Annotated in this window: 11 protein-coding genes and 1 pseudogene; 5 read left to right on the top strand and 7 right to left on the bottom strand. The window is 46.8% G+C overall.

The genetic code is table 11. The features are described 5' to 3' along the window. Nucleotide 1: 1 nt before the first annotated feature. From BUB94_RS13655 to BUB94_RS13640, 4 genes are all read right to left on the bottom strand, one after another. A complete protein-coding gene (locus BUB94_RS13655; RefSeq protein ID WP_073157948.1) occupies nucleotides 2-859 on the bottom strand; it encodes a TIGR02147 family protein in 858 nt (285 codons plus the stop codon). Between the two features lie 114 nt (nucleotides 860-973). Beyond that, the gene (locus tag BUB94_RS13650; RefSeq protein ID WP_073238000.1) at nucleotides 974-3,091 is read right to left on the bottom strand and encodes an ATP-dependent DNA helicase; all 2,118 of its coding nucleotides are present in this window, start codon (nucleotides 3,089-3,091) and stop codon (nucleotides 974-976) included. An 11-nt stretch (nucleotides 3,092-3,102) separates the two neighbouring features. Then, nucleotides 3,103-6,888: a UvrD-helicase domain-containing protein gene (locus BUB94_RS13645; protein ID WP_254793744.1), complete on the bottom strand. Its 3,786-nt coding sequence runs from the start codon at nucleotides 6,886-6,888 to the stop codon at nucleotides 3,103-3,105. A 1-nt stretch (nucleotide 6,889) separates the two neighbouring features. Beyond that, nucleotides 6,890-10,588, bottom strand: a complete 3,699-nt coding sequence (locus BUB94_RS13640; RefSeq protein ID WP_073237997.1) for an exodeoxyribonuclease V subunit gamma — start codon at nucleotides 10,586-10,588, stop codon at nucleotides 6,890-6,892. A gap of 131 nt (nucleotides 10,589-10,719) precedes the next feature. Here BUB94_RS13640 and BUB94_RS13635 point away from each other — a divergent pair, with 131 nt between their 5' ends. The 3 genes from BUB94_RS13635 (at nucleotide 10,720) to BUB94_RS16910 (ending at nucleotide 13,828) form a co-directional block, all read left to right on the top strand. Next, nucleotides 10,720-12,051, top strand: a complete 1,332-nt coding sequence (locus BUB94_RS13635; protein ID WP_073237993.1) for an FISUMP domain-containing protein — start codon at nucleotides 10,720-10,722, stop codon at nucleotides 12,049-12,051. A gap of 121 nt (nucleotides 12,052-12,172) precedes the next feature. Beyond that, complete coding sequence (locus tag BUB94_RS13630; protein WP_073157710.1) at nucleotides 12,173-13,240, top strand: glucokinase; 1,068 nt, start codon at nucleotides 12,173-12,175, stop codon at nucleotides 13,238-13,240. 183 nt (nucleotides 13,241-13,423) lie between these two features. Further along, on the top strand, nucleotides 13,424-13,828 hold the full coding sequence (locus tag BUB94_RS16910) for a hypothetical protein (RefSeq protein ID WP_083538295.1): 405 nt from the start codon (nucleotides 13,424-13,426) through the stop codon (nucleotides 13,826-13,828). A 56-nt stretch (nucleotides 13,829-13,884) separates the two neighbouring features. On the opposite strand, the gene BUB94_RS13620 is transcribed toward BUB94_RS16910, so the two are convergent. After that, entirely contained in the window at nucleotides 13,885-14,673 is a 789-nt protein-coding gene (locus BUB94_RS13620; RefSeq protein ID WP_073157707.1) for a hypothetical protein, read from the bottom strand. Nucleotides 14,674-14,682: 9 nt separating this feature from the next. Beyond that, a complete protein-coding gene (locus tag BUB94_RS13615; RefSeq protein ID WP_139260249.1) occupies nucleotides 14,683-16,119 on the bottom strand; it encodes a hypothetical protein in 1,437 nt (478 codons plus the stop codon). A 244-nt stretch (nucleotides 16,120-16,363) separates the two neighbouring features. Between BUB94_RS13615 and BUB94_RS13610 the strand changes: the two genes are divergently transcribed. Then, complete coding sequence (locus BUB94_RS13610) at nucleotides 16,364-21,487, top strand: InlB B-repeat-containing protein (RefSeq protein WP_073237986.1); 5,124 nt, start codon at nucleotides 16,364-16,366, stop codon at nucleotides 21,485-21,487. A gap of 40 nt (nucleotides 21,488-21,527) precedes the next feature. Further along, nucleotides 21,528-23,123 carry a DEAD/DEAH box helicase gene (locus BUB94_RS13605; protein ID WP_073237984.1) on the top strand — a complete coding sequence of 532 codons (1,596 nt, stop codon included), beginning with the start codon at nucleotides 21,528-21,530 and terminating at the stop codon, nucleotides 23,121-23,123. Between the two features lie 870 nt (nucleotides 23,124-23,993). Here the strand turns inward: BUB94_RS13605 and BUB94_RS13595 are convergent. Beyond that, nucleotides 23,994-24,194, bottom strand: a pseudogene (locus BUB94_RS13595) (FAD-binding protein); the annotation flags it as partial. Nucleotides 24,195-24,611 lie beyond the last annotated feature (417 nt).

Below are 24,611 nucleotides of genomic sequence, written 5' to 3'. Positions count from 1 at the left end.
ATCATCCCTCCTTCTTTGGCGGCTCGGAACCCGTGCAAGGGTCATCCACTTTGTTGGAGAGGGGGAACATGGCGATATTCAGTGCGTAAACTCGGTCGGCGCGTTCACTCTTGCGGGCGAACTGCAGAAGTCCGCGGCGGAATTCCTCGATGCGGTGGCGGATTTCCGGCAGATCGGACTCGTCTGCGGTAAATACCACGCTGGAAATGTCACGGTCTTCGGGCTTGTGGCGGTCGATAGATTCCAGGGCCAGTTCCATGGTATGTCTATGGAAGTCGCGGACAGCGGTGCTTTTGACTTCGCCGCCGGTACTGATAATCTGGTCGGTAATGTTCCATCCGCCGTTGCCGTCGGGTACCACCAGGCCCAGCTGCTTCATGACGCCCAACGCGTTGCGGGCTTCATCCTGGGAAATGGCGGGATTCAGGTTGGATGCCAGCTTGTTGATGTCGCTGGTGTCCTTGGTAATGCCGATAAGGGCGCGTAGAGCTGCGCATGCCCAGCTGCCGAAGTAGGAAAGTTCCGGTGTAGAGAGCACTCGGGTTTCCAGGGAGCGCAATTCCATAAGGCGGTAGTACAGTTCGGAAAGAGCCTGCTTTGCCTTGGTCTTGTTAAAGCGGTAAAGTGTCTTGAAATATTCCGCACGGCGGTCGTCGAGTCCGCAAAGGCGGATGAACACCGGCAAGGTGCTTTCGTTCAGGTGTCCCTCTTTCTGGAACACGCGAACAAGCCAGGCCGGGTCAACGCCGGTCTTCTGGCCAAGATAGCGGTATGAGGTGAAAGGATTGTCTTTTTTCGTTTCGACAAACCAATCTCTCAAAAACTCACGATACTCTAGATACTCTAATACTTCGGGCATGTTCATAAATCTAAACAAAAGTAGTTACATAATGCCACTCTGGAAACCGGGTGTTGAGAAATGCCGTTGAAAAAAAAACAACGAAGTGTAAAAATGCCTTTTTTTTGGAAAAAACTACAACTCAATCCCTGTTTCGCGTTCGGTGACCGTGCAACAAGCCGCCTTGAAGGTCTCGGGGGAGGCTATTATGGTTACAGATTCCTTGGCGCGGGTAATGCCCGTATACAGAATTTGGTTCGTTAATAGGGGGTGGCCCTTCTGCTTTGGGAGGTACATGGTTACATGTTTGTATTCGGATCCCTGGGATTTATGGATGGTGATGGCGAAGGCGCTTTCAATGGCTTCTTCTGGCAAAACCGCAATGGGATAGAATACATAGTTGTCCCTTTGGATGTTGGAATCCTGAGGTGGCGCTTTTTTTAACATCAGGTAGGGAGTATGCCCATCAAAAACTACAATACCGGTATCACCATTGTACAACTTGTACATTTCTTGGTTCTGGGTGATAATCAAAAGTTGACCGGGGAAATATCCGGAATCCTGAATGGCTATAGTTTCGGTGGGTTCTGTTTCTCGCGCAGTCTGTTTGGATTTCTTCCAGAGGCTGCGGAGTTTACTGCAAGCTTTCTTGTTCAGGTTTTCAACACCGCGGGGGCCGCGACGTTCTGCCGAAAGCATGCGCTGGGTGAGGCTCAAGTTCCAGAGTTCATCACGGAGTTCTGTTTCGCCAGTGGCCTTGTTCGGGTGAACCTGTTCTGCTAACTGGGAAAGTTTGCTGAAGTTGCTGACCCAGGCATTTACGATTTTTTCGATGCGTTTTTCTTCGATCTTTTTGGCGGTCTTACATTCGCTTTCGGATTCCAGTCGGTAATATGAAACCAAGTCCTTCATCTTTTCGGAACCGTTGTCTGCACTAGACATTGTATCGCCTTCGGAACAGAGGGCCGGATGCAACAGGAAATTATGGGGCTTGAAGTTGCCGATGTCCTTGGTTTCGGCTACAGTCTTGATTTCGTGAGCCAGGCGTCCGATGAGGGAATCATCGGTAAAACGGTTTGATATTTCTAGTTTGACAGTAAAGTTGCGAGCGCTGTTTTTGGCCTTTAGGATTTCTCCCAGAACTGCTCCCGAATCCACAGAGGGCAACTGGTACGGATCACCAAGAATAAAGAGACGTGCACCTTCGGGAATGGCCTGCAACAGGGCGGCGAACATTTCAATATCGATCATGCTGGCTTCGTCAATGACGAAGATGGAATTTTTGGAAAACTGTTCATTCTTGTTGTAATGAAAGTCGCCTTTTTCTCGGGAGAATTTCAGCAAACGGTGAATAGTGCTGCTTTCCAGATCCTTCAGCTTCTTGAATATGGGAGCGCCTTCTTCGCTTTCACGGATTTCGTCGTTGATGGCGGAAAGACCATCAGAAAGGCTTTCTCGCATACGGTCTGCAGCCTTGCCGCTGGGGGCTGCCAAATAGATAGACCAGTCCAGCATATCGCTGTTAGATTGCAATAGCTTCCACAGGATGTAGAGAACCACGGTGGTTTTACCCGTACCCGGGCCACCTGTAATAATCAAATTCTCAGAAAGGCCGCGAAGGATTGCCGTTGCCTGTTGTTCATTGACCAGGAATGGTTTACCGTTTATAGGCTTTCTAATTTTTGAAATTTCATCAATGCATTTCTTGATTGATGTAGCAGAAGGGTTGCTGCCGTTCTTGAACAGAAGTGCTGCCGACTTTTCAATGAGACATTTTGCATTGAAATGCTTGGCAAAATAAAGGTAGGGCGTTACGCCGGTGGTGATGATAAATGGCTTAGAATAGTTATCATTGTCAATGGCTTCGTTTACCAGGCGTCCTTCTACGATTTCAGAAAATTTTAGGCTCTTGAATTCGGAGATTCCCGCGTCTATAATGTCCAAAAATTCCTGCGGTGCGTGGAAGTTGTTTTCGTCTATTTCTGTTTCAGAAGCGCTGATGCTCAATTGCACAAGGCCTTGCCACTTCTTGGACCACATTTCAAAAAATTCTTCGGCGATAAGAGGCAGGCGGGTATTGCCATCGTCCAGCAACGAAAAGCAGAGAGCGAGAAACTTCTGTACCTTCAGGCTGATATCCGGCTGAATGTCAAACAGCAAAGAGAGAAGGTGCTTGTCGATGGCGGAAATCCCACGCATTTCCTTTAATGCGTTGTAGAAATCTTCAAAGTTTTCTGTTTCAATAAAGTTCATTATGTTACCTCCTACTTGCTCATCAATTTTTTGATTTCGCCATAGGCATTTCTAAGATCGTCATAACATTTCCAGGTCTGGGCGTAAATTCCCTTGCCTGTTCCGCCCTGGGTGCCGCGGACAAATGCGTAGTAGATGCCGCCGAAATGCTTGTTGAAGATTTCTTCTTCAGTCAGGTTTTCTGCAGTACCTTCTCCATAGAACTGTTTCAGCCATTGAATAAGGCAGTAGCTGTATAGCACTCGTTGAATGGAATAGTCTGCATCAACGCGTTCCTTTAAGGCTTCTGGCGTATAGCGATTTTCCTCCAGAACGTCGGATTTCCAGTCCAGAATGCTGTAGAGGTTGTTGCCCTGGGCATCAGTTCGCACGAACATCAAATCGATAAAACCCTTGCAGAATCTGCGGAGCTCTTCGGAGGTTCCTGCATTCAGGTTGAACTGCATTTCAGCCTTATGATTTTCCAGAGGAATTTCTGTTAGGGTGAAAAATTCTCCTGTAGCGCAATTTCCTGCGATGGCGGGTAGTTTTGCATTCAGTGTATTCCACAAGTAGGCAATGGCGATGTCAGTCCATTCCTTCTTGTGATTCCAAATAGGCAATGCCTCGTTCTTGAATTCTTCTTCGACGACATTTATGCATTTGGAATCTGCCAAGGCACTTTCTAGAGTAGGGAGCTGTTGTCCGATTTCAAAGAACTTGGCTCGTTCAAAGACATGGTGGATGGCGTTACCCAATTTGCTTCCGCGAGGGAACTTCTTTAGATTTTCTTCGTAGTGGCTCTGATAATCGCGAGATTCCTCGTAGGCAAGGGTACAATCTAGTGCATTGACATCAATACTCTTGATGGAGACCTTGTTCTTGCCTGCAACATCAGCCACAGAAGATTCTTCGTTGCCGTCTTGATCGATGGGAGTATCGTCTTCGTTGCTGATGCCGTTGTCGGCCTTGCCCGAAAGGGATGAGTAGGAATACTGCATAATGCAGGCCTGAGGCACATGCTTCTGCAGGTCTTCCATGATGCCTTTTTGTTCCTGAATCAGCTCTTCGATATTGTCTGTGGATTCCGCAGAGGAACTGTTTTTGCTTAATGGCTGCAGAATATATTCCCGTACGAGTTTTTTCTTTTCGGCAATGCTCCAATCGCTGTCTGTTTTTAGAATTGTGTAGCAGGGATATTCAAAAACGCTGTTTTCAGCATTTTCGATACATACGGCATTTTCACAAAATTCCTTATGGGAATCATGTAGAAACTTGAATTCTGGTTTAACAGAAATAATGGCTCCGCTCTTGTCCTTTTTGGTCCAGTTTTCGTAGCGAGGTAGCATTAGAATAGATGATGCTCGTGTAAAGTCCACGTAGAACAAACGCTTCCATTCTTCCAGTTCTTCTGCCTTGCGAATTTCCTTGGCGTCGCTGCCTAAGCCCAAATGGATTCCATTGTCGTCATGATACAGGAAGGGACCTCTAGAAAGATTATTCACGCCCTTGAATCCTGCCACAGAAATTACCACGGGGAATTCCAACCCCTTGGAGGCGTGAATGGTCATGACCTGAACGGCATCGTAGTCGGTTCCCTTTTCAACGAGGCTTCCGTCTTCATCGTCGGCGTCATCACGGAATGCAGCCAGTCCTTCCAAGTGACGGACTAGATCTTCCAGGGAACAGTTGTGGCTATAAAGGAATTCTACGGCGTAGTTTCCGATCTGACGGAGCTTCGCCAAATTTTGCAACTTGGAAATATCCATTAGACGTTGCTCAATCTGGGTGTCGCTATAAATACGCTCCAGCATTTCGGCGTATCGACGCTTAAGAGCCAAGTCTCGCCAGACATTCAGCAGTTTGCGTTCCCTATTATTGGGGTCGTCAAAAACCTTGCTGTCAACATAATGAAGTTCATCCATGCTGTGATCTTCAGAAGAATTGTCTTTTTTGGTAAAGACCGTCTTAAAGAAATCGGTAATGAGAACTTCACTTAAAAGTTTACGGTTCCATGCAGAAAAATCCGGAGCATTCAAGGCACGGAACAGGGCTATCCATTCGGCACATTCACGGCTGTTAAACAGGTTGTTGTCTTTGTAACGACTGAAAGGGATACCTGCGTGTCGCAGTGAATCTTCCATGACTTCCATTTCGCTGCGAGTACGGGCCAGTACGGCAAAGTCCTTGAAGGAAACGTTGCGGTATTTGCGACAATCTTTCTTGTCGAAAACCTGGAGCTTGGTCTTTCCGTTTTCGAAGGAACACCAGTCTACGATTTTTGCCACAGCGGAACGTGCGAAATTCAGACTGGAAATTTCGTTTTCGCTAATCCAGATCGGTGCAACTTCCTTGCCGCTTATCATAGGCGGAACTTTAACTTGGCTTTCGTTGGTAGGAGCACCAGATGGTTGGAATTTTACCAGTTCGGGAGAGCTTTCTGCAGGAGTAAAGAAACTTCCCTTGAACAGTTCGTTGCAACCTTCAATGATTCCCGTTGTAGAACGGAAGTTGTTGTTGAGAGAAGTTCCGTTGTTGATTTCCAGGATCGCTTCCTTATAGACGTTTACGTCGGCTCCCTGGAAACTATAGATGGATTGTTTTGGATCGCCTACCACAAAAATGGAATGACCTTCGACGGCCTTGCCCTGATCTTTCAAAAAGATTGTGCGGAAAATATCCCATTGCAGTTTATTGGTATCCTGGAATTCATCAATGATGGCGAAGTTGAACTGCTGACGCAACTTTTCCTTGAGATTGTCACTTTCGGTGATAGCCTTATGTACCGAAAGAATCATGTCGTTAAAGGATTGCCTTTTGTCATCCTTCTTTGCTTTTTGCCACTTGTCAAAAAGTATGGGAATCTGCTTGCAGAGAAATTCCTCGTACTGGGCGCGATAAAGGTGTTTTGGGGCGCTCTTGATCAGTTCCTTGATTTCCTTGATTGCATTGAAATGGGGAAGGGTTGTCTCGGAGAATGATTTTGTTGTGAATGAGTGGCCGTTAAAAAGAAGGTCCTGACTTTCGTTGGTCCATGACTTGATTTTTTCGGTGAACTCCGTGGCTCTTTTTTCTGTATTAGAAACGCTGTCGAAAAAAGTCAGCTCATCTTCAAAACCGGGAATACACTTCAAATCGTTATAACAGGTGGCTTTAGAAATTTTTTCAAGAGCGCTTAGGGGGACCTCCTGACCATTGATTTTCGGAAGACTGGGCCCGTCTAACGGAATGATTTCGCCTTTTTTACAACAGCCTTTATAGTTGTTGATGGCGCTGACAATGGTTTCCGTTAACTGGTTGGTCAAAGATTCTGTTTTTTCAGATGCGAGAAGTTTCTGGAATTTTTCGTCATTGACCCACTGGTCGCGAATATACTGTTCTACCAAGGTGGTAACCGCGGCATCATCGATCATACCCATATCAAAGGGGCGGCCCGCGTCGTAGGCGTATTCCTTCAAGGCCTTCTGACAGAAGGAGTGGATGGTGAAGATCGCTGCGTTGTCAACATCCTGGTTTGCCTTGGCAAAAAGGGACAATACGTCCTTGGAAAGTTCCGGTTCGTCAGAGTCATCCTTGTTGATTTTTTTGAATTCAAGGACTTCGTTAATCTTTTTGCGGATACGGTCCTTTAACTCACCCGCAGCTTTTTCGGTGTAGGTGACGATAAGAATCTTTTTGAGAGGCGTGCCTTGACTAATCAGCTTGGATACCATGAGCTGAATGGTATAGGTTTTGCCTGTCCCTGCTGACGCTTCGATAAAGAGGCTGTGTTTCGGATCAAAATTTTTCAGATTGAAACTTTTCAATGTGTCGCTCACCTTATGCCCCCTTCTTCGTTGCGGATTTTGTTCCCTTTGCTGTTTTAGCAGGCTTTTCCGGTTTTTCGTAGGCCTTGATTTCCATAAGGGACTTCATCTTGGCCTTCGCTTCTGCCCACTGCTCCTTGAAATTCTCGGAATCGAATCCCACATCCTTTACCGGATCGAAAAGTGCTTTCTTGCCGAAGTAGGACCAGGGACCATCCAATAGTTTTCCTCTGTACTCATATATATCGTCGCTTTCCTTGATTGTATCAAGAAGGTCTGCGGGGACAGCCTTACTGTAAGGCATCTTCCTTGTCTTTTCGCAACCGTAGGCTTCGCTGTATATACGTTCCAGCATTTCCCTAGCTTGAACGGGTGACATTTTTACAGATGTTGTTGCAGGGCCACCGATATTCTCGTCGCAAGAATAAATGGAAATGCCAATGGTCTGTTCCTTATTTGCCGAGTCCGGATGCTTTTCGCATTTAAGGGCGAGAAGGGCCAAGGCCTTGATATACGGGCTTAAGTATTTACTGAAATTGATTTTATCGGCAGTGCTGTTAGATGTTGTTATAGAAATGATTTCGGTAACATCTCCCAGTTCCTTGTTGTTGCACCAGTCCATGGTTCCGGAAAGGTTCCACTTGGTTCCGTCACCACGCAATAATTGCAGATCTTGCAAACGGTCTTTATACGTCCAGCCGTTGCGGAGTTCCTGAATTTTTTCTTCGCCCATCTGGCAAAGAATAAGGTTCTTTTTTACGTTCAGGTCTTTCCAGATTTTTTCACTGAAAATCTGGTCGGGCATCTTGCCCTTCAGCTGACTATCCCTCTTGAATTTTTCCAGTTCGTCTTCCTTGCCCGAAAGTTCTGCTGCCAGCATCATTTTCAGTAAGTTGCTTTCTTCCAACTTGTTAAAGAAAATCGGTTCAAAAAATTCTTTTTCGGGATCGTCATCATCTTGCTCCATCATCATCAGGCCGATTCGGAACTCAAATGGGTCTTCCAGGAATTTGCACAACTGGAACAGAGAAACTCGTTCGGGAATCTTGATGGCAATGTTCTTGATGTCAGTAGACTCGTCACCTCGAACTTTTATGTTGGTGCGGGCCTTGGCATTTCCGTCGTGGACCATGTCTACGTAAGCCTTTTTGTTACGGAGGCTTCTGGGCGTAAACAGTTCTGTAGTGTCGCGGGTCTCGTCCAGCGAGATTGATTTTTTATTCCATGCGATGCCATTCTTCAAAAGAAATTTCTGGATGTCATTGACGACGGACGTGGGGTAAAGTTCCGCATCCTTTTTAATGTCCTGGTCGACAAAGCTAATATGGAAGCTTTCGCTTACGCTCATGAGCTGACAGAGGAAGGCGTAGCGTCGCTTGGAGATAGGGGAGCCATCACCAGGCCAGGGGCGGCCGGATTTACGTAAGTCCAAAGTGTTCTGCTGCTTGGCTCCAGGGAAGTTGATGGAATCTCCACCAATAAAGAACAGGTGCTTTACAGGAATGATTCGGTTAGGGATGAATTTCATGAAGGTTATGCCATTCACGAACAGGTTACCGCAACTATATGCGGATCCCTGGGCTGCCGTAATCAGACTCTGCTCGATAATTTTCCATGAAATGGCCTCAATGCCGGTATCCAGCTGGTAGTGAAGATTTTCCACGGATTCCGTCACTCGCTTGAAGATGATGGATTCTCCTCCAAGACCTTCGGGAGCGCCAGTCATGGCGAGCCATCCGTTTAGGTGATCGTTCAGCTTATTAAGATCCGCAATTTTTCCTTGGGAACCGAAGGCAATCCAGTCTCTTAAATCGTTAATGGCTTCTACAAAGCGGCAAAGGCTGGCGTTGTTGCTGGTGGCCATATCGGAGTATGGTTTTAGCGAGTCTTCCTCGCCAGAGAACTTCACCAGATTTTTTGTCATCTTGGCCAAAAGCAGTCGGCGGACTCCGTCGAGCCAGTCCTGTTTCTTTGAACTGCGGTCGCGATAAACATTGGTTTCTTCAATCCAGGTTTCCCAATCGTTAACTTCCTCTTCCTTGATGCCGCGGGTTTGCTGCACTACAGGATTGCGCATCAAGCTAAAGAACTGGGGACGTCCAATGGAGTTTCCCTCTAAAATAGAGAACAGATCCTGTAGGGCGGTTTCGGTTAAAGAGCTGTGGGCCGGTGAATCAACAATGGAAAATGGAATATGAAGGTAGCCGGGATTGTTATGGCCTGCCACGTCAGAAACCTTTCGGTCGGGAGTCTGGTCGAATACGGTCTTGATGGCTGTGCGGTAACTATCCAAGTCTGGTGAAACTACCAGAATGTCATTGATGCGGGCTCCGCTCTGCAGAAGTTTGCAGATGCTGGAATGCAAAGCTTCCACTTCACGAATTTTTGTGGGAGCTGCCGTTAATGTTAGGCTGTTCTCTTCTGTTGCCCCTTCGCCGATAATGTTGGTTCGGTTGGCGATAGCGTACTGCAATTTATGCAATAGGGTGTCCTGGGGCAAGTCGCTTGCCGATGAAGCACTCCCATTGCTTGCGTCAAAATCGAAATCGTAATTTGCGGCCTGACACCACAACTTGATGTTGTCGCGGCCGGATCTTCCCCAGGTGCAGAGCAGTGTGTTTTCGGACTCCTCTTCGGCGAGATTCTGATATTCCGGGATGTCGTCTGGATCGGTCGCACTGACTTCTGCAACGCTATTTCCCGCTTCGCCAAGATTTACATCCATGCGGCGTTTAACGCTGTTCAGTTCGTTGCCATTTTCATCATTCCAGGAACCGTTAGATGCAACCCACCTGCGAACAATCTTATCGTTGGCAATATCTTCCCAGAATTCCATACAGGGATTCTGGATGTAGGCAAAAACGTCGTGCTCCTCGGCAAACTTATGAAGAATCACCCGGTAGAACTGCCCCATACCAGATAGACCGAAAATGAACAGGGGCTGGTCCTTGATTTTTTCCAGATGGAATTTGGCGATGCCGTTTTCATCGAAGCAACTGTAGTAAAGGAAAGGGATGGTCAGATAGGTAATCTGGTCATCATTCTTGCGTTCTGCCTCTTTCTTAAAAACGCGGGTGAGAAGGGAGTCCTTGTTACCGTGCTGGTGAAAAATGGCGGAGTACAATTTCTGCTGCCATTTTTCGCGGACCGCCACGTCTCCATTGCGGTTGCCTGTAAAGAAAGGTTGTAAATCTCCCTGTTTCCACTTATCGAGAATCCCATCGGCTGCACTGCCATCGGCGTTCTTCACAAAATCTCTGGGACGGCTCGTCTCGTATTCCAAAAACAATGTGGCGATTTTCTGTGCGAAATCAAAAAGATGGGTCTCGTCCAGTTTGCCCTTGCCGTCTGCGTCTTCCACAATCAAGTACCGACGGACTTCGTCGCCCAGCTTTTCGTAATTGTAGGATCCACCTTCTTCCATTTTCAGATAGGCGAGAATCACATTGCACAGCATATCTGCCGTCAGCTTCTTTTTGCTGTTGTCGTCACCCACCAGAATTTCCATGAGGAATCGGTCGATCATCATGGTGCTGAGGCCAGCCAGAGCGCCCTTCTTCTGAATCCAGCGGAGCCTGAACCACTGCTCCAGTTTTGGATCCGGAAACACGACTATTGGACATACGAAAGGGTTCTTCCAGCTGGTGGAAATGGCGTCGATCATTTCGTCGGCGAGGTTCTCGAGATTCAGTGCGAATTTTAAGTGAAGCATAGTGGGCAATATATTTTATAAAAAAAGGATTGTTCTATTTGATTATCGTTTTCAGCCCCGATTTTGTCAAATGATTTGGGAATCTGCAGGTAAGGAATGCTAATTTTTAACGAGAAAAAAGGAGTTTGCCCATGAGGAACGCTCGTGTACCTTTTATTTATGTCACATCACTTCTTGCGATGTTCTTTTTTGCCTGCGAGGATTCCACCAGTGCGTCCGGTTCTCAGGATGAACAGAGTCGTGTAGATACTGTCTATGTAAGAGACACCGTCAACATAAAAGGTGATACCATTCGCGTAAAAGGTGATACGGTCGTTGTAACCAAACAGGATACCGTTATCAAAAATGGCGATACCGTAGTGGTCTCCAAGAAAGATACCTTGGTCGTGAAGGGCGATACCGTTGTGGTGACCAAGAAAGACACCTTGGTTTTAGATGGTGATACCGTAGTTGTCCGTGATACACTTTATCTTCGTGATACGGTTTACGCCCGTGACACGATTTTAGATACTCTTTACCTTGCGGAAGAAAAAATTCTTCAGGAATGCGCCAATCATAAGTTTGATGAAAAGTCCCAATTCTGTTATATGGGTAACGTATATCCCCTGTGCGGAGGCAAAACCTATAATCCCGATAGTGCGACCTGCGTGAATGATGTGACGGTCCTTGCCTGCGGCGGTACTGTATACGACAAGGCCAAGAAGATCTGTTATAAGAACAAACTTCACGATCGCTACGTCCGTATGGGTAAATTCAATTACGAATATTTTGTGGATGATCGTGACGATCAGTTCTATCGCAGCATCCCCATCGGTAATCAAATCTGGATGGCTCAAAATTTAAACTACGCCGTTGATAGCAGCTGGTGTGCTGGCGGTATCGCCACGAGTCCCGATGACTTTACTCAGGGCGATTGTGAAAAGTACGGCCGTGTGTACAGATGGGCTAGTGCCATGAATATCCCTGATGAGTATAATGAGATTAGTGCCGTAGGAACCGTGGTGGATACAACCAAGGAATATCAGGGAGCTTGCCCCAACGGCTGGCACGTTCCCAATCACCATGAATGGTATGCCCTCGAAGATTACATTTATACCAACATAGACCCCGATTCTTCGCATTCTATATCCGAACACCTGAAGTCTGATAGCTTGTGGGTCGATGGCTATGGTTGGATGGGTTCTGGCGATGACCGTGTGAAAGTTGAAATTCCGAAGGGAATTAACTCTGTAGGGCTGAATATACTGCCTGTAGGAAGTTTCATTTATTACGATTCAAAAGTTTACCCTTCGTATTTTGGCCAGGATTCCCGCCTTTGGAGTGTTAACGAAACGTACAATACCGGAGTCTATGTGGTGTTCTTTAGCTATTCCACCGATTACAAGACCCTGAAGTATTATAAGGGCTCTGCGGCTTTCAAGAATTGGGCTTGGTCTCTCCGCTGTTTAAAGAACAATAATTAAGAACGTAGGACCCAAAAAACATCTATTTATAAGGGAAAATTTTATTCGTTAAACATGGAACGTCTAATCTTATACTAGATTAAAAGGCGTAAATTATTTACCGTAAACTCGGAGTTTTATTATGGAAATTAAATGGCGTAATCCTGATGCAAAGTTTGATCGTCTGGTTTTGGCTGGCGATATCGGCGGTACCAACACCAACCTTGGCGTTGTTGGCTACAAGGATGGAAAGTTCACCTTGATTCTCGAAACCGTATGTCCCTCCAAAGACATTGACGGTCTGGATGCTCCCATCCGCGAAACCCTTAAGCTGGCTGCAGAAGCTCGCGCTGACCTTAAGGTGAGCCACATCTGCATTAGCGCTGCCGGTCCTGTTGCCAATAACAAGTGCGTCATGACCAACCTCCCTTGGTCTGTGGATGGCGATGCCATCTCTGCTGCAACGGGCATTCCCACTCTCGTGATCAATGACTTCATGGCTATCAGCTACGGTATCCCCACTCTGGACGTGGACGATCCGGAACAGATCCACAAGCTGGTCCACACCGACGGATCCACTCCCGCTCCCCAGGCAGCAACCAAGGCTGTGATTGGTCCGGGTACCGGCATGGGCGTTGGCTTCCTGGCATTCGACGGTCAGAAGTACATTCCCGCTTCTTCTGAAGGTGGCCACTCTACTTTCGCACCTTTCGACAAGGACTCCCAGGAATTCCACGATTACATGGAAAAGAAGCTTGGCGTTGTTCCCGGTGTAGAACCTCTGGTTTCCGGTATGGGTCTTCGCAACATGTACGAATGGTGGAAGGAAACCCGCGGCGTTCCGAACAACGAATACTTCCAGAAGATCGAAGAGACCGAACCCAACGATCGCCCCAAGTACATTTCCCGCGCCAGCGACAACGATCCGGTGGCCGCCGAAATGATGCGCCTGTTCGTAAAGATGCTGGCCCGCTTTGCTAGCGACGCTGCAACCCTGTTCCTCCCGCTGGGTGGCTTCTACCTGGCTGGCGGTACCGTACAGAAGGATCTGCGCTGGCTGGAACGCGATAACCTGTTCATGCAGTACTTCGAAAAGAACTATAACCCCAACATCCGCCCGCTTCTGAACAAGATTCCGGTGTACGTGATCAAGGATTATAGCATCAGCCTTTACGGCGCTGCAAACGCAAGCCTGAATCTGCAGAAGTAAGCGGTCACGCGCAGCGTGTCATCCTGAGCCCGTAGAGCGAAGGATCTAGCTAAAAAGTCCCCGATCAATCGGGGATTTTTTTATACAAATTGCGATTTGTTTATGCTATTTGTATAAAGTCCGGTCGGTCTCAAGATTTTTTGTTTAAATTGAAAATAAAGAACTTCAAAAAAGGAATGAATTATGGCTGTAAAAAAGTCCGCTGCTAAATCTGCTCCCAAGAAAGCTCCTGCAAAAACTGCAGCAAAGAAAGTTGCCGCAAAGCCCGCTGCAAAGAAGGCTTCTCCGAAGGCTGCTGCAAAGCCTGCTGCAGCTGAAGAATCCGAAGGCTTTGACATTGAACTGAATGCAAACCCGGCCATGGGTGCCATTGTTGTCGAAGCTCTCAAGAGCGAATACTTCGAAAATGCCGCCGACGAAATGGAAGCTTTCTTCTCCAAGGAAGAAGTGAGCGATGTGGATGTTCAGTCCCTGCTGTTCAAGGTGTTTATCCAGGGAACTATCGCTGGTGCCGCTATTGCCGCTGACGAAGCCCAGAAAGGCTTTGAAGACGTCAATAAACTGCTGAAGAAACTGTCCAAGAAGTAACTGCTCAAAGTAACTAAAAAAGGCATTCCGTTTTATCGCGGAATGCCTTTTTGCTTTTAGTAAAGTTTTGCTTCCCAGGTTATGGCGTAATCGTCGTTATCTTCGTCATCTAGGAACGTTTCCGTATCCTTGATGTATCCGATATCCTTTGCTGACATGCATCGGCCAGAACTGACGATTTCGTCTTCTTCGTCATCGCCTGTCTGGCTGATAACGACGGGGCAAATCCTGATTTCGTCAATGCCGCGGACAACCGAAATGGGGTCAAAGGAAGTCGTATCGCGCCATTTCTTTTCTTCAAGTTCTAGGGGTAGCACTCCCGTTGAAAGGGTGTTCGCCTTGACGCTGTCGCTGTACAGTTCAACCTTGAAACGAACCATCGGGTTGCTGGCCTTGTCTGACTTCTGCTTAAAGGACTTCAGCGTAATGGTGATGTTCTTGTTTTCCTGCAGGTAGTAGACTTCCACAACGGTATCCTTGGGTGTCACGTTGCTAGTATCTTGCGGCGTGACGTTGCCCGTAGTGTCCTTTGAACCATCGTCGTAGGTGTATTCGCCCTTGTCGTTGTAGTACGGATTGGAAATCTGCGGACAGTCGTAGGAACCGAATTTCTTGTAGAAATTGGAGCAGCGTTCCTTGCTGTAGGCTGCCAGGCAGTTATACAGATCTACGCGGCCCAAGTTGGCTTCCAGGGAATCCAGGAGACCTTTTTTAGGACCCTTGTGTTCGCTAAGAATTTCATTTTCGGCCTCGATAACACTTGTTTCGCTACAGGCGGAAAAAATAACGGCGGTAGATGCAATTGCAGATGCTACAAGAAGTTTTTTGATAAAATTAAATCTCATAATTCCTCCTTACTTTAGACTCAAATCCACCATTACGCGCCATGAGGGCATGCCACCATGGTTAATGGCGTGGAATCTATGATTGTCTTTGGTGGAACCAGCAGCGAGGAGTACCTGGTATTCGACAGAGATGTATTTGCAGTCGATGCCTGCGCCGGCCCAACTGCTGAACTCCCAGTCGTCTACGTAGAAATTGCCTTCAACAGTGTAGTTTTCGTAGGCCGGATAAAGTCCTTTACTTTCAAGAACGGCCAGGTCTTTCTTCAGTTCCTTGGACGGATGCTTTACGGTATATTCGCGAGTTGTATTGATCTGGTCGAAAATGGACTTTGTGATATCCCCTGCAAGGCTGAGGAAAATGAACGTTGTGTGGCCGGTGTGAGCTCCGAATTTCAGTGTAAGAGGAGCGTCAACGGCGATGTCATGATAGTCTACGGTAAGCTTGTTGTTGACGTCAAATTGGGTTTCCTTGTATGTGATTCCGTCCTTGATTTCGTCATTCTTTGTGAATCTTGCATAACGGTATATGGCGCCAAGGCGTCCCTGCAAGGCAAAGAAACTGGTAAAGTAGTATCGATAGAAAAGATATACGCCAAAGTTTCCGTCCCAGTCGCTGTTTTCTTCGAGATTGCCCAAACGCTTGTCCTTGGCTCTTCCTCCGATAAAGGAAAGACCGAAGTTGTAGGTGATCGAGGCGATGCTGTCTCTGATGGCGTTCTGGGTGCTGTCGTATTCCGCGACGCTCTTCTTCTTGCGCATGGCCTTGAAGCGGTTGGCGTAAGTCTTCTTTTCGGTGAGAGTCTCGTCTTCAACCTTGTTTGCTGTGTCTGCAACTGCTGCAGTGGTCGCCTGTGTCGAGGTGCCTCTCAGGATAAATGTCTGCTGACCGGGCTTCGTGTTCAGTACCGCCGGATTAACTGCAGTTGCCTTGGCTGCTGGCTGTGCTGATGCTTGTGTTGCGGGCTGTGCAGCCGGTTGAGGGGCGGGCTGTGCAGCCGGTTGAGGGACGGGCTGTGCTGCGGGCTTGGCCTCAGGTTGCGGAGTCGGTTCTGCAACAGGTTGAAGTGCGGATTCTGCCGGGGGAGTGGGTGCTTGTTCCGGTGCGGCACTGGACTGCACTTCCTCAAATGCACTTTCAAGGTCAGACTGTTCTTCCTGCGGAACTTCGGCCTCGGCGGTCTGTTCTTCGGCGTTATCTTCAACGGCTTCTGTAGAAGATTCTGCTGCGGATTCTTCTTCAGCAGTCTCGACAACCTGTTCTGCCTGTTCCTTTTTCTTTTTCTTCTTCTTGGATTTCTTTGCCTTTTTGGCGCTCTTTGAGGTCTTGGACTTTGCCTGTAGAACCTTCTGTGTCTTCTCCACAGATGTTGCCGGCATAGATGGCGCAGCCAAGACGACCGCAGCCATGAAGGCCAAGAATGTCAGTATTTTTCGAATTAAAGCCATTTGAAAAAACTCCCGAGATAAGCAAAAACTACCACTAAACTTACGCAATGTTGGCTTGTCGTGCAAATGTTTTTTCGAGAAAAAAGGGAATTTCCTGTGTTTTATCACTTTTTATGGGAAAATTTCGCCACGCATATTCCAACTTGGAACGCGTTTATGAAGCTTTCATCACAGAGACACTGGCTTAAGTCCACTTTTTGTAAGCAAAAGTTTATTTTTATTGGGTAATCTAGGAGAATTTTTTATGAAGCCGCTGAAATTGAATGTCTTGTTTGTGTTTTTGGGCCTGTTGTTTGCTGCAGGTCAGTCTTGGGGTGCGCTGCGAGATACCACGATCAGCGATGTTAAGTATAAGGTGATTGCAAGTGCTGATGATCTTGTTGAATTCTCTACGGCTGCAACTAATACGGATATCGCAACAGTACATGAAAAGCCCGTTTCTAAAATAAACGGTATCGTTGTTGCTCCCATCAATATGGAGGGTAAGTCTTTCTCACCTATTGGTACTAAAGCTGATGACGATTTTGTGAAGTTTGCAGGAATCTTTGATGGCCAGGGATATTCCATTTCTAATCTCAAGATTACTTCCGAATATCAGGATGTAGGCCTTTTCGCTCAGTTGGGCGGGGGTACCATAAAGGACGTGATTCTAGAGAATGTGTATATCAGTTCCGGAAAGACAGGAACCCTCGAAAGGCCTGGGAGTACCGGTGGTATTGTTGGCTGGATGGATGGTGGTCTCATTTCTGGATGCTATGTATCCGGAACGATTATGACTACGGGTTCCAAAAGTAATGCAGGTGGCATTGTTGGTTACTCTGATGAAGGTGTTATCAGAAACTGCTTGAGTACGGCCTCTATTATCGCAAATGGTACGGATACATACATCGGGGGAATTGTTGGCTGTGCTCAAAATAAATCTGAAAAAGATAATTTTTATAGTGATGGAAAGACGAAAGTAGAATATTGCGCCTATGATGGCAATACTTTGATTGGTTCCGGCTATGTGGGTGGCATCGCCGGTGTGGATAATCAGGCTAGTAAGGAGGCTGGTAAACTTGAAGGTTGTCAATACAATTCCAATGCGATTCAGCAGGGTGTGGGAAACCACATCGCAGGTGAAGGAGATCATAAAGACTCAGATCAGCCGACTGTTGATGAGGAAAAGGGAACTACAGGTGTCTCTGACCTAAATAGTGAAGAAGTTGTCTGTAACTTGAATGGCGGCACATATCAGGACGGAGAATGTAAGAACAAACCTGATGAAAATGAAATCTGGTCTCATGGAAGCAATATTACCAATACAGGTGTTTCTGAAGACAATAAGGGCGAGATAATTTTCACCATTTACTTTGATGCTAATGGTGGTAAATTTGACGATGGGGCGAATACGGAAAAGCAGCTTAAGGCCGAAACTAAAATTACTGCAGATGGAATTCCCGAACCTAAGTGCGAAGGAAAAACATTTGTTGGCTGGAGTCTGGATGCCGATGCCACGGAATCCTCTTCCCTTGGCGAGGTTAGCAAGACAACGACAGTCTATGCTGTGTGGGTGGCTGATGTTCTTGTTACTTTTGATGCCAACGGCAGCAAATTCGCTGATGAGTCTGAACAAAAGGTTTTGACTTTTAAATATGGAAAAGTTATTACGGCTGCAGATGTAGAAAATCCTGCAGATCTTTACCCTGCTGATTACGTGGCTGGCGAGGGCGAAAATAAGGTGTATCACGCCTTTGTGGGCTGGGCTCTTGCATCTGATGCGACCGAACCTGCTGAAGATTTGGGAACGGCAAAAGATGCGATAACCATATATGCTGTGTGGAAAAAGACTAGTGCAAAGTTCTTTACTGTAAAGTATGATGTTGTCGGTAAGGGTGTTGCTCCTTCTTCTGGTCGTGTGGAAGAGGGTTATAGGGCTACGCAGCCTACGGATGTGACTGCTGACGGGTACGAATTTGCGGGCTGGTATACCTCTGCCACTTATGAGGGAATGCCGTTTGATTTTGAAAGCCACGTTACCGAAGATATTACCCTATATGCGAAATGGATTCCGGTGCAGTACACCATTGAATACAAGAATTTGGAAGGTGGTGAAAATGATGTGGAAAATCCTTCCTATTATAACGTGGAATCTGCAACGATTGACTTGAAGGAACCTTCCATGGAAGGGAAAAACTTTGAAGGTTGGTATTATGATGAGGCTAAGACAAATGTGGCTTTGTCTATTCCCACAGGATCTTTCGGTAATAAGGTTTTCTATGCCAAGTGGTCTGACAAGACTTATACGATTACTTATTTGGCAGGTGAGGGTGCTACCGGGAAAATTGATCCTCAGGTGAAAACGCATGGTCAGCCAATTACGCTGTCAAGCGGAGGTTTCGAATCCTCCTACGATCTGGCAGGATGGTCTCTTTCCAATGGCGGTGAAAAGGCTTATGAACTTGGGCAGACCATAAATGAAAATAAAGATTTAATGCTGTATCCTTATTGGAAAACGACGAAGTATGCCGTAAATTATGAAATTTCCTATGAAGATGCCTTGGGAGTAATGCGTACTGAAACCTATAGGGATTCTGCTTTGAAAGGAATTACCGTAGTGTTGCGTAAGTTAGATATTCCTGGTTATTCCTTTGATAAGTGGGATGGTGCTTCTTATACTAGGAAAATTGCATTTGTAGAAAGTACGAAAGATTTGAGCATAGAGCATGGCGCCCGTTTCACTATGGTGGAATATGATGTTACCGTAAAGGGAACATATAAGATTAACAGCTATTCTTTGGTCTATAAACTTAATGGTGCTACTTATGATTCTACCGTAGTGAAATATGGAACAACTTTGACTCTGAAGGATGATCCTGCAGTGGATCCAGGCTACAAGTTTGATGGCTGGAGTGATTTGCCTGCGACGATGCCCGATCATGATGTGGTTGTAGCTGGATTTACGGAGTTGCAAAAGTTTGAGGTAACATTCAAAAATGGGGAAAGTGAAATTGGAAAGAATTCTGTTGCCTATGGAACGGCTCCGGTATTCGATGGAATTTTGCCTGTAAAGGATCATTATAAGTTTGCTGGCTGGAATGATGGTTTGGTAACGTATACTGCAGATCAGTTAAAGGGGTATGCCGTTGTTAGCGATGTGGCATTTACTGTCGTCTGGGATACTGTTATTACTGTTATCGTAAAGAATACTAGCGGCGAGGATGTAATCGTAGAAGTGGGTGTTCCTACAGGATCATCCGATGAAGTTATAAACAATAAGATTAATAATGCCATTGAAGATGCCAAGAAGGATGATCCCATGATTGTCGTTCCCTCAGTTGGCGATAAGGATAAGGACGGTCATGAATTCAATGGCAAGTGGAAACCGAATGGTGATGGTAATTATGAACCAGTCTATGAAGTTCCTGATGATTGCAAGGAAATTGTCGTGGTTGTTGGTGATGAGACTATCAATGTGACCATTAAGAACGGAGACACTGATGCGGATGTTAATAATAAAATTAACGATGCTGTGAAGGATGCCGGAATTGTAGTTCCCGCCAAGGATGGCGATGGTTATAAGTTCAATGGCGAATGGGAACAGAATAAGGATGGCGCTTACGAACCCGTCCATGAAAAGACTGTCCAGGCTGAAGTTGCAGGCAAGAACATCCCCGTTGACATCAAGAAGGGCGATAGCGCCGATGACATCAGCGATAAGATTAATGATGCTTTAGCTGAGGCTGCCAAGACTGATCCTGCCGTTGTTGTTCCTGCCAAGGATGAAGCTGGTCGTGATTTCAACGGCAAGTGGGAAGACGCCGATGGCGACGACAAGTACACTCCGGTGTATGTTGTACCTGATGACAGCAAGGTCATTGAAGTTGTTGTTGGCAAGGATACCATTGAAGTTGTTGTTCCCAAGGATGCTTCTGACGAAGAAGTTGAACAGAAGATTAACGAAGTCGTGACCAAGCCTGTCGTTGGCGACAAGGATGAAGACGGCTACCAGTTCAATGGCGAATGGGAACAGGACAAGGATGGCAATTACGAACCCGTCTACGAAAAGACTGTCCAAGCTGAAGTTGCAGGCAAGGATATTCCTGTTGACATCAAGAAGGGCGATAGCGCCGATGACATCAGCGATAAGATTAATGACGCTGTAGCTGAGGCCGCCAAGACGGATCCTGCCGTTGTTGTTCCTGCCAAGGATGAAGCTGGTCGTGATTTCAACGGCAAGTGGGAAGACGCCGATGGCGACGACAAGTACACTCCGGTGTATGTTGTACCTGATGACAGCAAGGTCATTGAAGTTGTTGTTGGCAAGGATACCATTGAAGTTGTTGTTCCCAAGGATGCTTCTGACGAAGAAATTAAGCAGAAGATTGAAGAAACCTTGAATAATCATGATCCCAAGATTGAAGTTCCTGAATCTGAAGATGGTTTCGAATTCAATGGCGAATGGAAGAAGGATGATGATGGCAATTATGTTCCTGTTTACGAAAAGGAGATTGTCGTAGTCATTGGAAACACTACTATCAGCGTTGTTATCGACAAGGATGATTCTGATGATGATGTCAATCAGAAGATTAACGATGCTGTGGCCGAAATTTCCAAGAAGGATTCTAGCATTGTCGTTCCTGTCGTTGGCGACAAGGATTCTGTTGGTAATGAATTTGATGGTAAGTGGGAAAAAGATGAATACGGCAATTATGTGCCTGTTTATTCAAAGGCATACAAGATTGTCTATGTGATGCCTTCAAATGCGGTTCTTTCCAGCGACGTTTCAAAGTACGTTCTTGGTAAAGGTGTGCAGCTCCCGTCTGCTTCCATCAAGGATGATGAATCCTGGAAGTTTATGGGTTGGTATGAAACTGAGGATTACGCTGGTCTCAGGGTAAAGTTTGTCGGTGCCGAAGCCAAGGGCCGAAAGACTTTCTATGCCCTGTTCCAGAAGACTGTCCATTATAAGGCTGGCGATGTATCCGGAAAAATGGAAGTGGTGTTCAACTACGACGTAGAAAATTCGGATGAGGTCGTTCAGCGTGCCTTGATGGGTGTTGCTCCCGAAGGCTACACCAAGAAGGGTGTGGACTACGTCTTTGACAAGTGGGTTCTTTCTGACGGTGTGTATGTGGCCAAGTTTGTGGATGCTTCCACTGGCATGAAGAACATTGCTGTGGCACGTCACTTTGGTGTCTCTGTTAGCGGTCGCACTCTGAACATTGTTGGCGCTAAGCAGGGCGACAAGATGCTCGTTGTTGATATGAAGGGCAAGATTGTGGCCCAGGACAGAATCAGCGGTGTAAACCACATTGTTGAACTGACTTCCGCAGGGAACTATTTGGTTCGCGTCAATGGAGTTTCTACTCGTGTGATGGTGCGATAAGATATAGGTTGGACTTCAAATTTCTACATTTGACTTTAATATGAAATTTGAAGAACTTCCTTTGGCAAATCCGCTGCAGCGTGCTGTTCGCACTGTAGGCTACGAAACCCCCACTCCCATTCAGGAACAGTCCATCCCCAGTTTGCTGGAGGGTAAGGACCTGCTGGGTATCGCCCAGACGGGAACGGGCAAAACCGCAGCCTTTGCGCTCCCTATTCTGCAGCGCTTACTGGACTCTGGTAAGTTCCGTCAGCCTAAAACTTGTCGCGCCCTGATTTTGCTGCCCACTCGTGAATTGGCAATTCAGGTGGAGGAATGCTTTAAGCAGTATGCCCAGTATACTGCTATTTCTACTGCCTGCATTTTCGGTGGCGTTAGCGATGTGAAGCAGAAGAACGTTCTTGTTCGCGGTGTAGATGTTCTGGTGGCAACTCCGGGCCGCTTGCTGGATTTGATTGGCCAACATGCCGTGACCCTCAAGAATGTGGAATTTTTCGTTTTGGATGAAGCTGACCGTATGCTGGATATGGGCTTCATTCACGACATTCGCAAGGTGGTGGGCATGCTTCCGGGCAAGCGTCAGAACTTGTTCTTCAGCGCCACCATGCCTAAGGAAATTTCTGACCTGGCTGCAACGATCCTCAGTGCAAATCCGGTTCGTGTGGAAGTGGCTCCCCAGAGCACTCCCATTGAACGAATTCGCCAGGAACTGTACCGCATTGATAAGCGTCGCAAGGGCGCCCTGTTGAAGGAACTTCTTGCTTCTCATGAAGAGATGAAGAAGGTGCTGGTGTTTACCCGCACCAAGCATGGCGCAGATAAAATTGTACGCGTGCTGGAAAAGGCTGGTGTCAAGTGTGCCGCCATTCACGGCAACAAGAGCCAGAATCGTCGTCAGGAAGCTCTTGGCAATTTCAAGGATGAACGTATCCGCGTGCTGGTGGCAACGGATATTGCTGCTCGCGGTATTGATGTGGATGATGTGACCCACGTCTTCAATTATGACCTGCCCAACGAACCGGAAACTTTTGTGCATCGCATTGGCCGTACGGCTCGCGCTGGCAAGGAAGGCGTCGCCATTTCTTTCTGCGCTCCCGATGAAGAACAGGATCTGCGTGCCATTGAAAAGCTGACCAAGGTGAAGGTTCCCGAAGGTGACAAGGCTATCTACGAAAAATTGCCTGAACAGCAGAAGGAAACTCCTGAAAGCGAAATGCGTAATGCTCGCGGACGTTTACCTCGTGGTCAGAAGGGCGACCGTCGCGAAGAAAATCGCGGCGAAGGCCAACAGCCCGCAAAGTTCGACTGGCGTAAGCACCAGGCCGACAAGCGTAACGCCCGCGCTGCAGAACAGGCCCGCGAAAATGGTGAACAGCCTCGTCAGTCTCGAGAAGAGCGCCGTGGCAATCGTGCGGAAAAATTCGGTCGCAAGCCGGAACAGGTTCGAGGCGCCTCCAACCCGCAGAACCGTCCCAGTTCTCAAAATGGTTCCGTTCCGCAGAATGGTTTCGAAGGCGACAACCTGAACCGCCGTACCATCGGCAAGAATCGCCCCGGCTCCCGTGCCCGTAAGCGTATGCGTGAGGCTGCCGCTGCCAGCGCCGCCGCTCAAGCTCTCCTAAGTAAAGTGAAGTAAAGTTTCGCGACGGAAAAAACGCGACGAAACAAAGTAAACCACACTCCCTGACACATGAAAACGCAATCCTTGTCATACAAGGGTTTTACGTGGCTATGGATGAAAGCTTCCTCATCGGGAGAAAATCTTAAAAATCCTAGGGACTCGTAATGTTCAATCAATTTGTCGTTGGGTAAAGCGTATATATATCGTGCTTGCACGCCGGATTGTTTTTGGATTTGCTTAACTAACGGGATTATGAATTCATTGAATTCTGTTGTTCCTAATTTCCGGACGATGGAATTTTTTTCCTTGTAGCTATTATTCACAGCAAAATTGGAAAGCTCTATTGCGGGGATTGTTGAAAAATGCTGAGAATTGTTAGGTAGGGTGAACAATCCGTTACGCAAACTGAAATAGCATACAATCTCATTGGTATTTTTATCCTTAACGAGATAAGTTCGATTTTTGTAGCTTGATTCTTCCTCGAATGCGTATTTCTTTAGAAATGACTCAAGATTTATCGCGTCTGGATGTTTGACTGTAAATTTTCTTGATTGACCTTCGGAGCGTTAATGACCTTGAGTAGGATGCGCTTTGCCATTCCATCTGGCATTGCGTCTAGTTCCTGTTGTTGGCTAATGCCCATCATGTTTGACCTCGCTGGTGTATGTTACTTAAATTCGGATATACAAAACACAGCGAAAGCTGCTTCGCAAAAAAAGTACTTGCCATATTCTTGTCAAGGATCGTGACTTTTGGGTCAGGATTTTGCAAACAGTTGTTTGCATTTTTAGAGAATATGTACTACTTATCCTCGTTTTGTCTGTTTGATAATTTAATTGTCTCGGAGGACTTTGTTTATAATCACAATTTGCCATAGAGCTTCACCTACTTGTTGTTAGCCTTGTAGTACTTGATTAACTTGGGAACCACTTCTTCAACGTTACCGATGATGACGTAGTCGGCAATTGCGTTAATCGGAGCATCCGGGGCATTGTTCACGGAAATGATAATGCCGGAATCCTGCATACCAGCGATGTGCTGGATCTGGCCGGAAATACCGCAGGCGATATACACCTTCGGGCGTACAGCTTTATTTATAGGAGGGGGGGAAGAGTCCCGCACCACCTAAAGGTGGCCATGTACACTAAGGCCTAAAGGCCAAGTGTCCAAAGGTCGCTTCAGCCCCGGCCCCGCCCTTATAATCATTCCCTTCGGGAATAAAGTTTCGAAACCCACCCGGCCGGGTCTTCCGCTACCCCCTCTGCGGGGCTCAGTCGCCGCCCCGCAATGCCCTGCTTCTTTCACTTGTTCGTCTATATGCAAATAAAAACGAGTTACTGTCACTTTAATGACAATTAAATGAATCGCGGATTCTCATCGTCAAGTAAATCCGATCTAGGCTGAAAACAAAAAAATCCCTAGAAAGTGAATTCTAGGGATGGTTAGGTTTCTAACTTGCGTTTTCGACCAAGAAAAGGACAAGCGATGAGACTTAACCGAGAC

It is taken from the genome of Fibrobacter sp. UWH9, assembly GCF_900129715.1.
Lineage (GTDB): Bacteria > Fibrobacterota > Fibrobacteria > Fibrobacterales > Fibrobacteraceae > Fibrobacter.
This window is presented reverse-complemented; position numbering and strand designations above follow the sequence as displayed.

Bases quoted from the DNA above. Each gene is read 5' to 3' on its own strand.
- BUB94_RS13635 (WP_073237993.1), top strand. From the start codon at position 10,720: ATGAGGAACGCTCGTGTACCTTTTATTTATGTCACATCACTTCTTGCG.
- BUB94_RS13605 (WP_073237984.1), top strand. From the start codon at position 21,528: ATGAAATTTGAAGAACTTCCTTTGGCAAATCCGCTGCAGCGTGCTGTT.
- BUB94_RS13655 (WP_073157948.1), bottom strand. From the start codon at position 859: ATGCCCGAAGTATTAGAGTATCTAGAGTATCGTGAGTTTTTGAGAGAT.
- BUB94_RS13615 (WP_139260249.1), bottom strand. From the start codon at position 16,119: ATGGCTTTAATTCGAAAAATACTGACATTCTTGGCCTTCATGGCTGCG.
- BUB94_RS13610 (WP_073237986.1), top strand. From the start codon at position 16,364: ATGAAGCCGCTGAAATTGAATGTCTTGTTTGTGTTTTTGGGCCTGTTG.
- BUB94_RS13630 (WP_073157710.1), top strand. From the start codon at position 12,173: ATGGAAATTAAATGGCGTAATCCTGATGCAAAGTTTGATCGTCTGGTT.
- BUB94_RS13620 (WP_073157707.1), bottom strand. From the start codon at position 14,673: ATGAGATTTAATTTTATCAAAAAACTTCTTGTAGCATCTGCAATTGCA.
- BUB94_RS16910 (WP_083538295.1), top strand. From the start codon at position 13,424: ATGGCTGTAAAAAAGTCCGCTGCTAAATCTGCTCCCAAGAAAGCTCCT.
- BUB94_RS13640 (WP_073237997.1), bottom strand. From the start codon at position 10,588: ATGCTTCACTTAAAATTCGCACTGAATCTCGAGAACCTCGCCGACGAA.
- BUB94_RS13650 (WP_073238000.1), bottom strand. From the start codon at position 3,091: ATGAACTTTATTGAAACAGAAAACTTTGAAGATTTCTACAACGCATTA.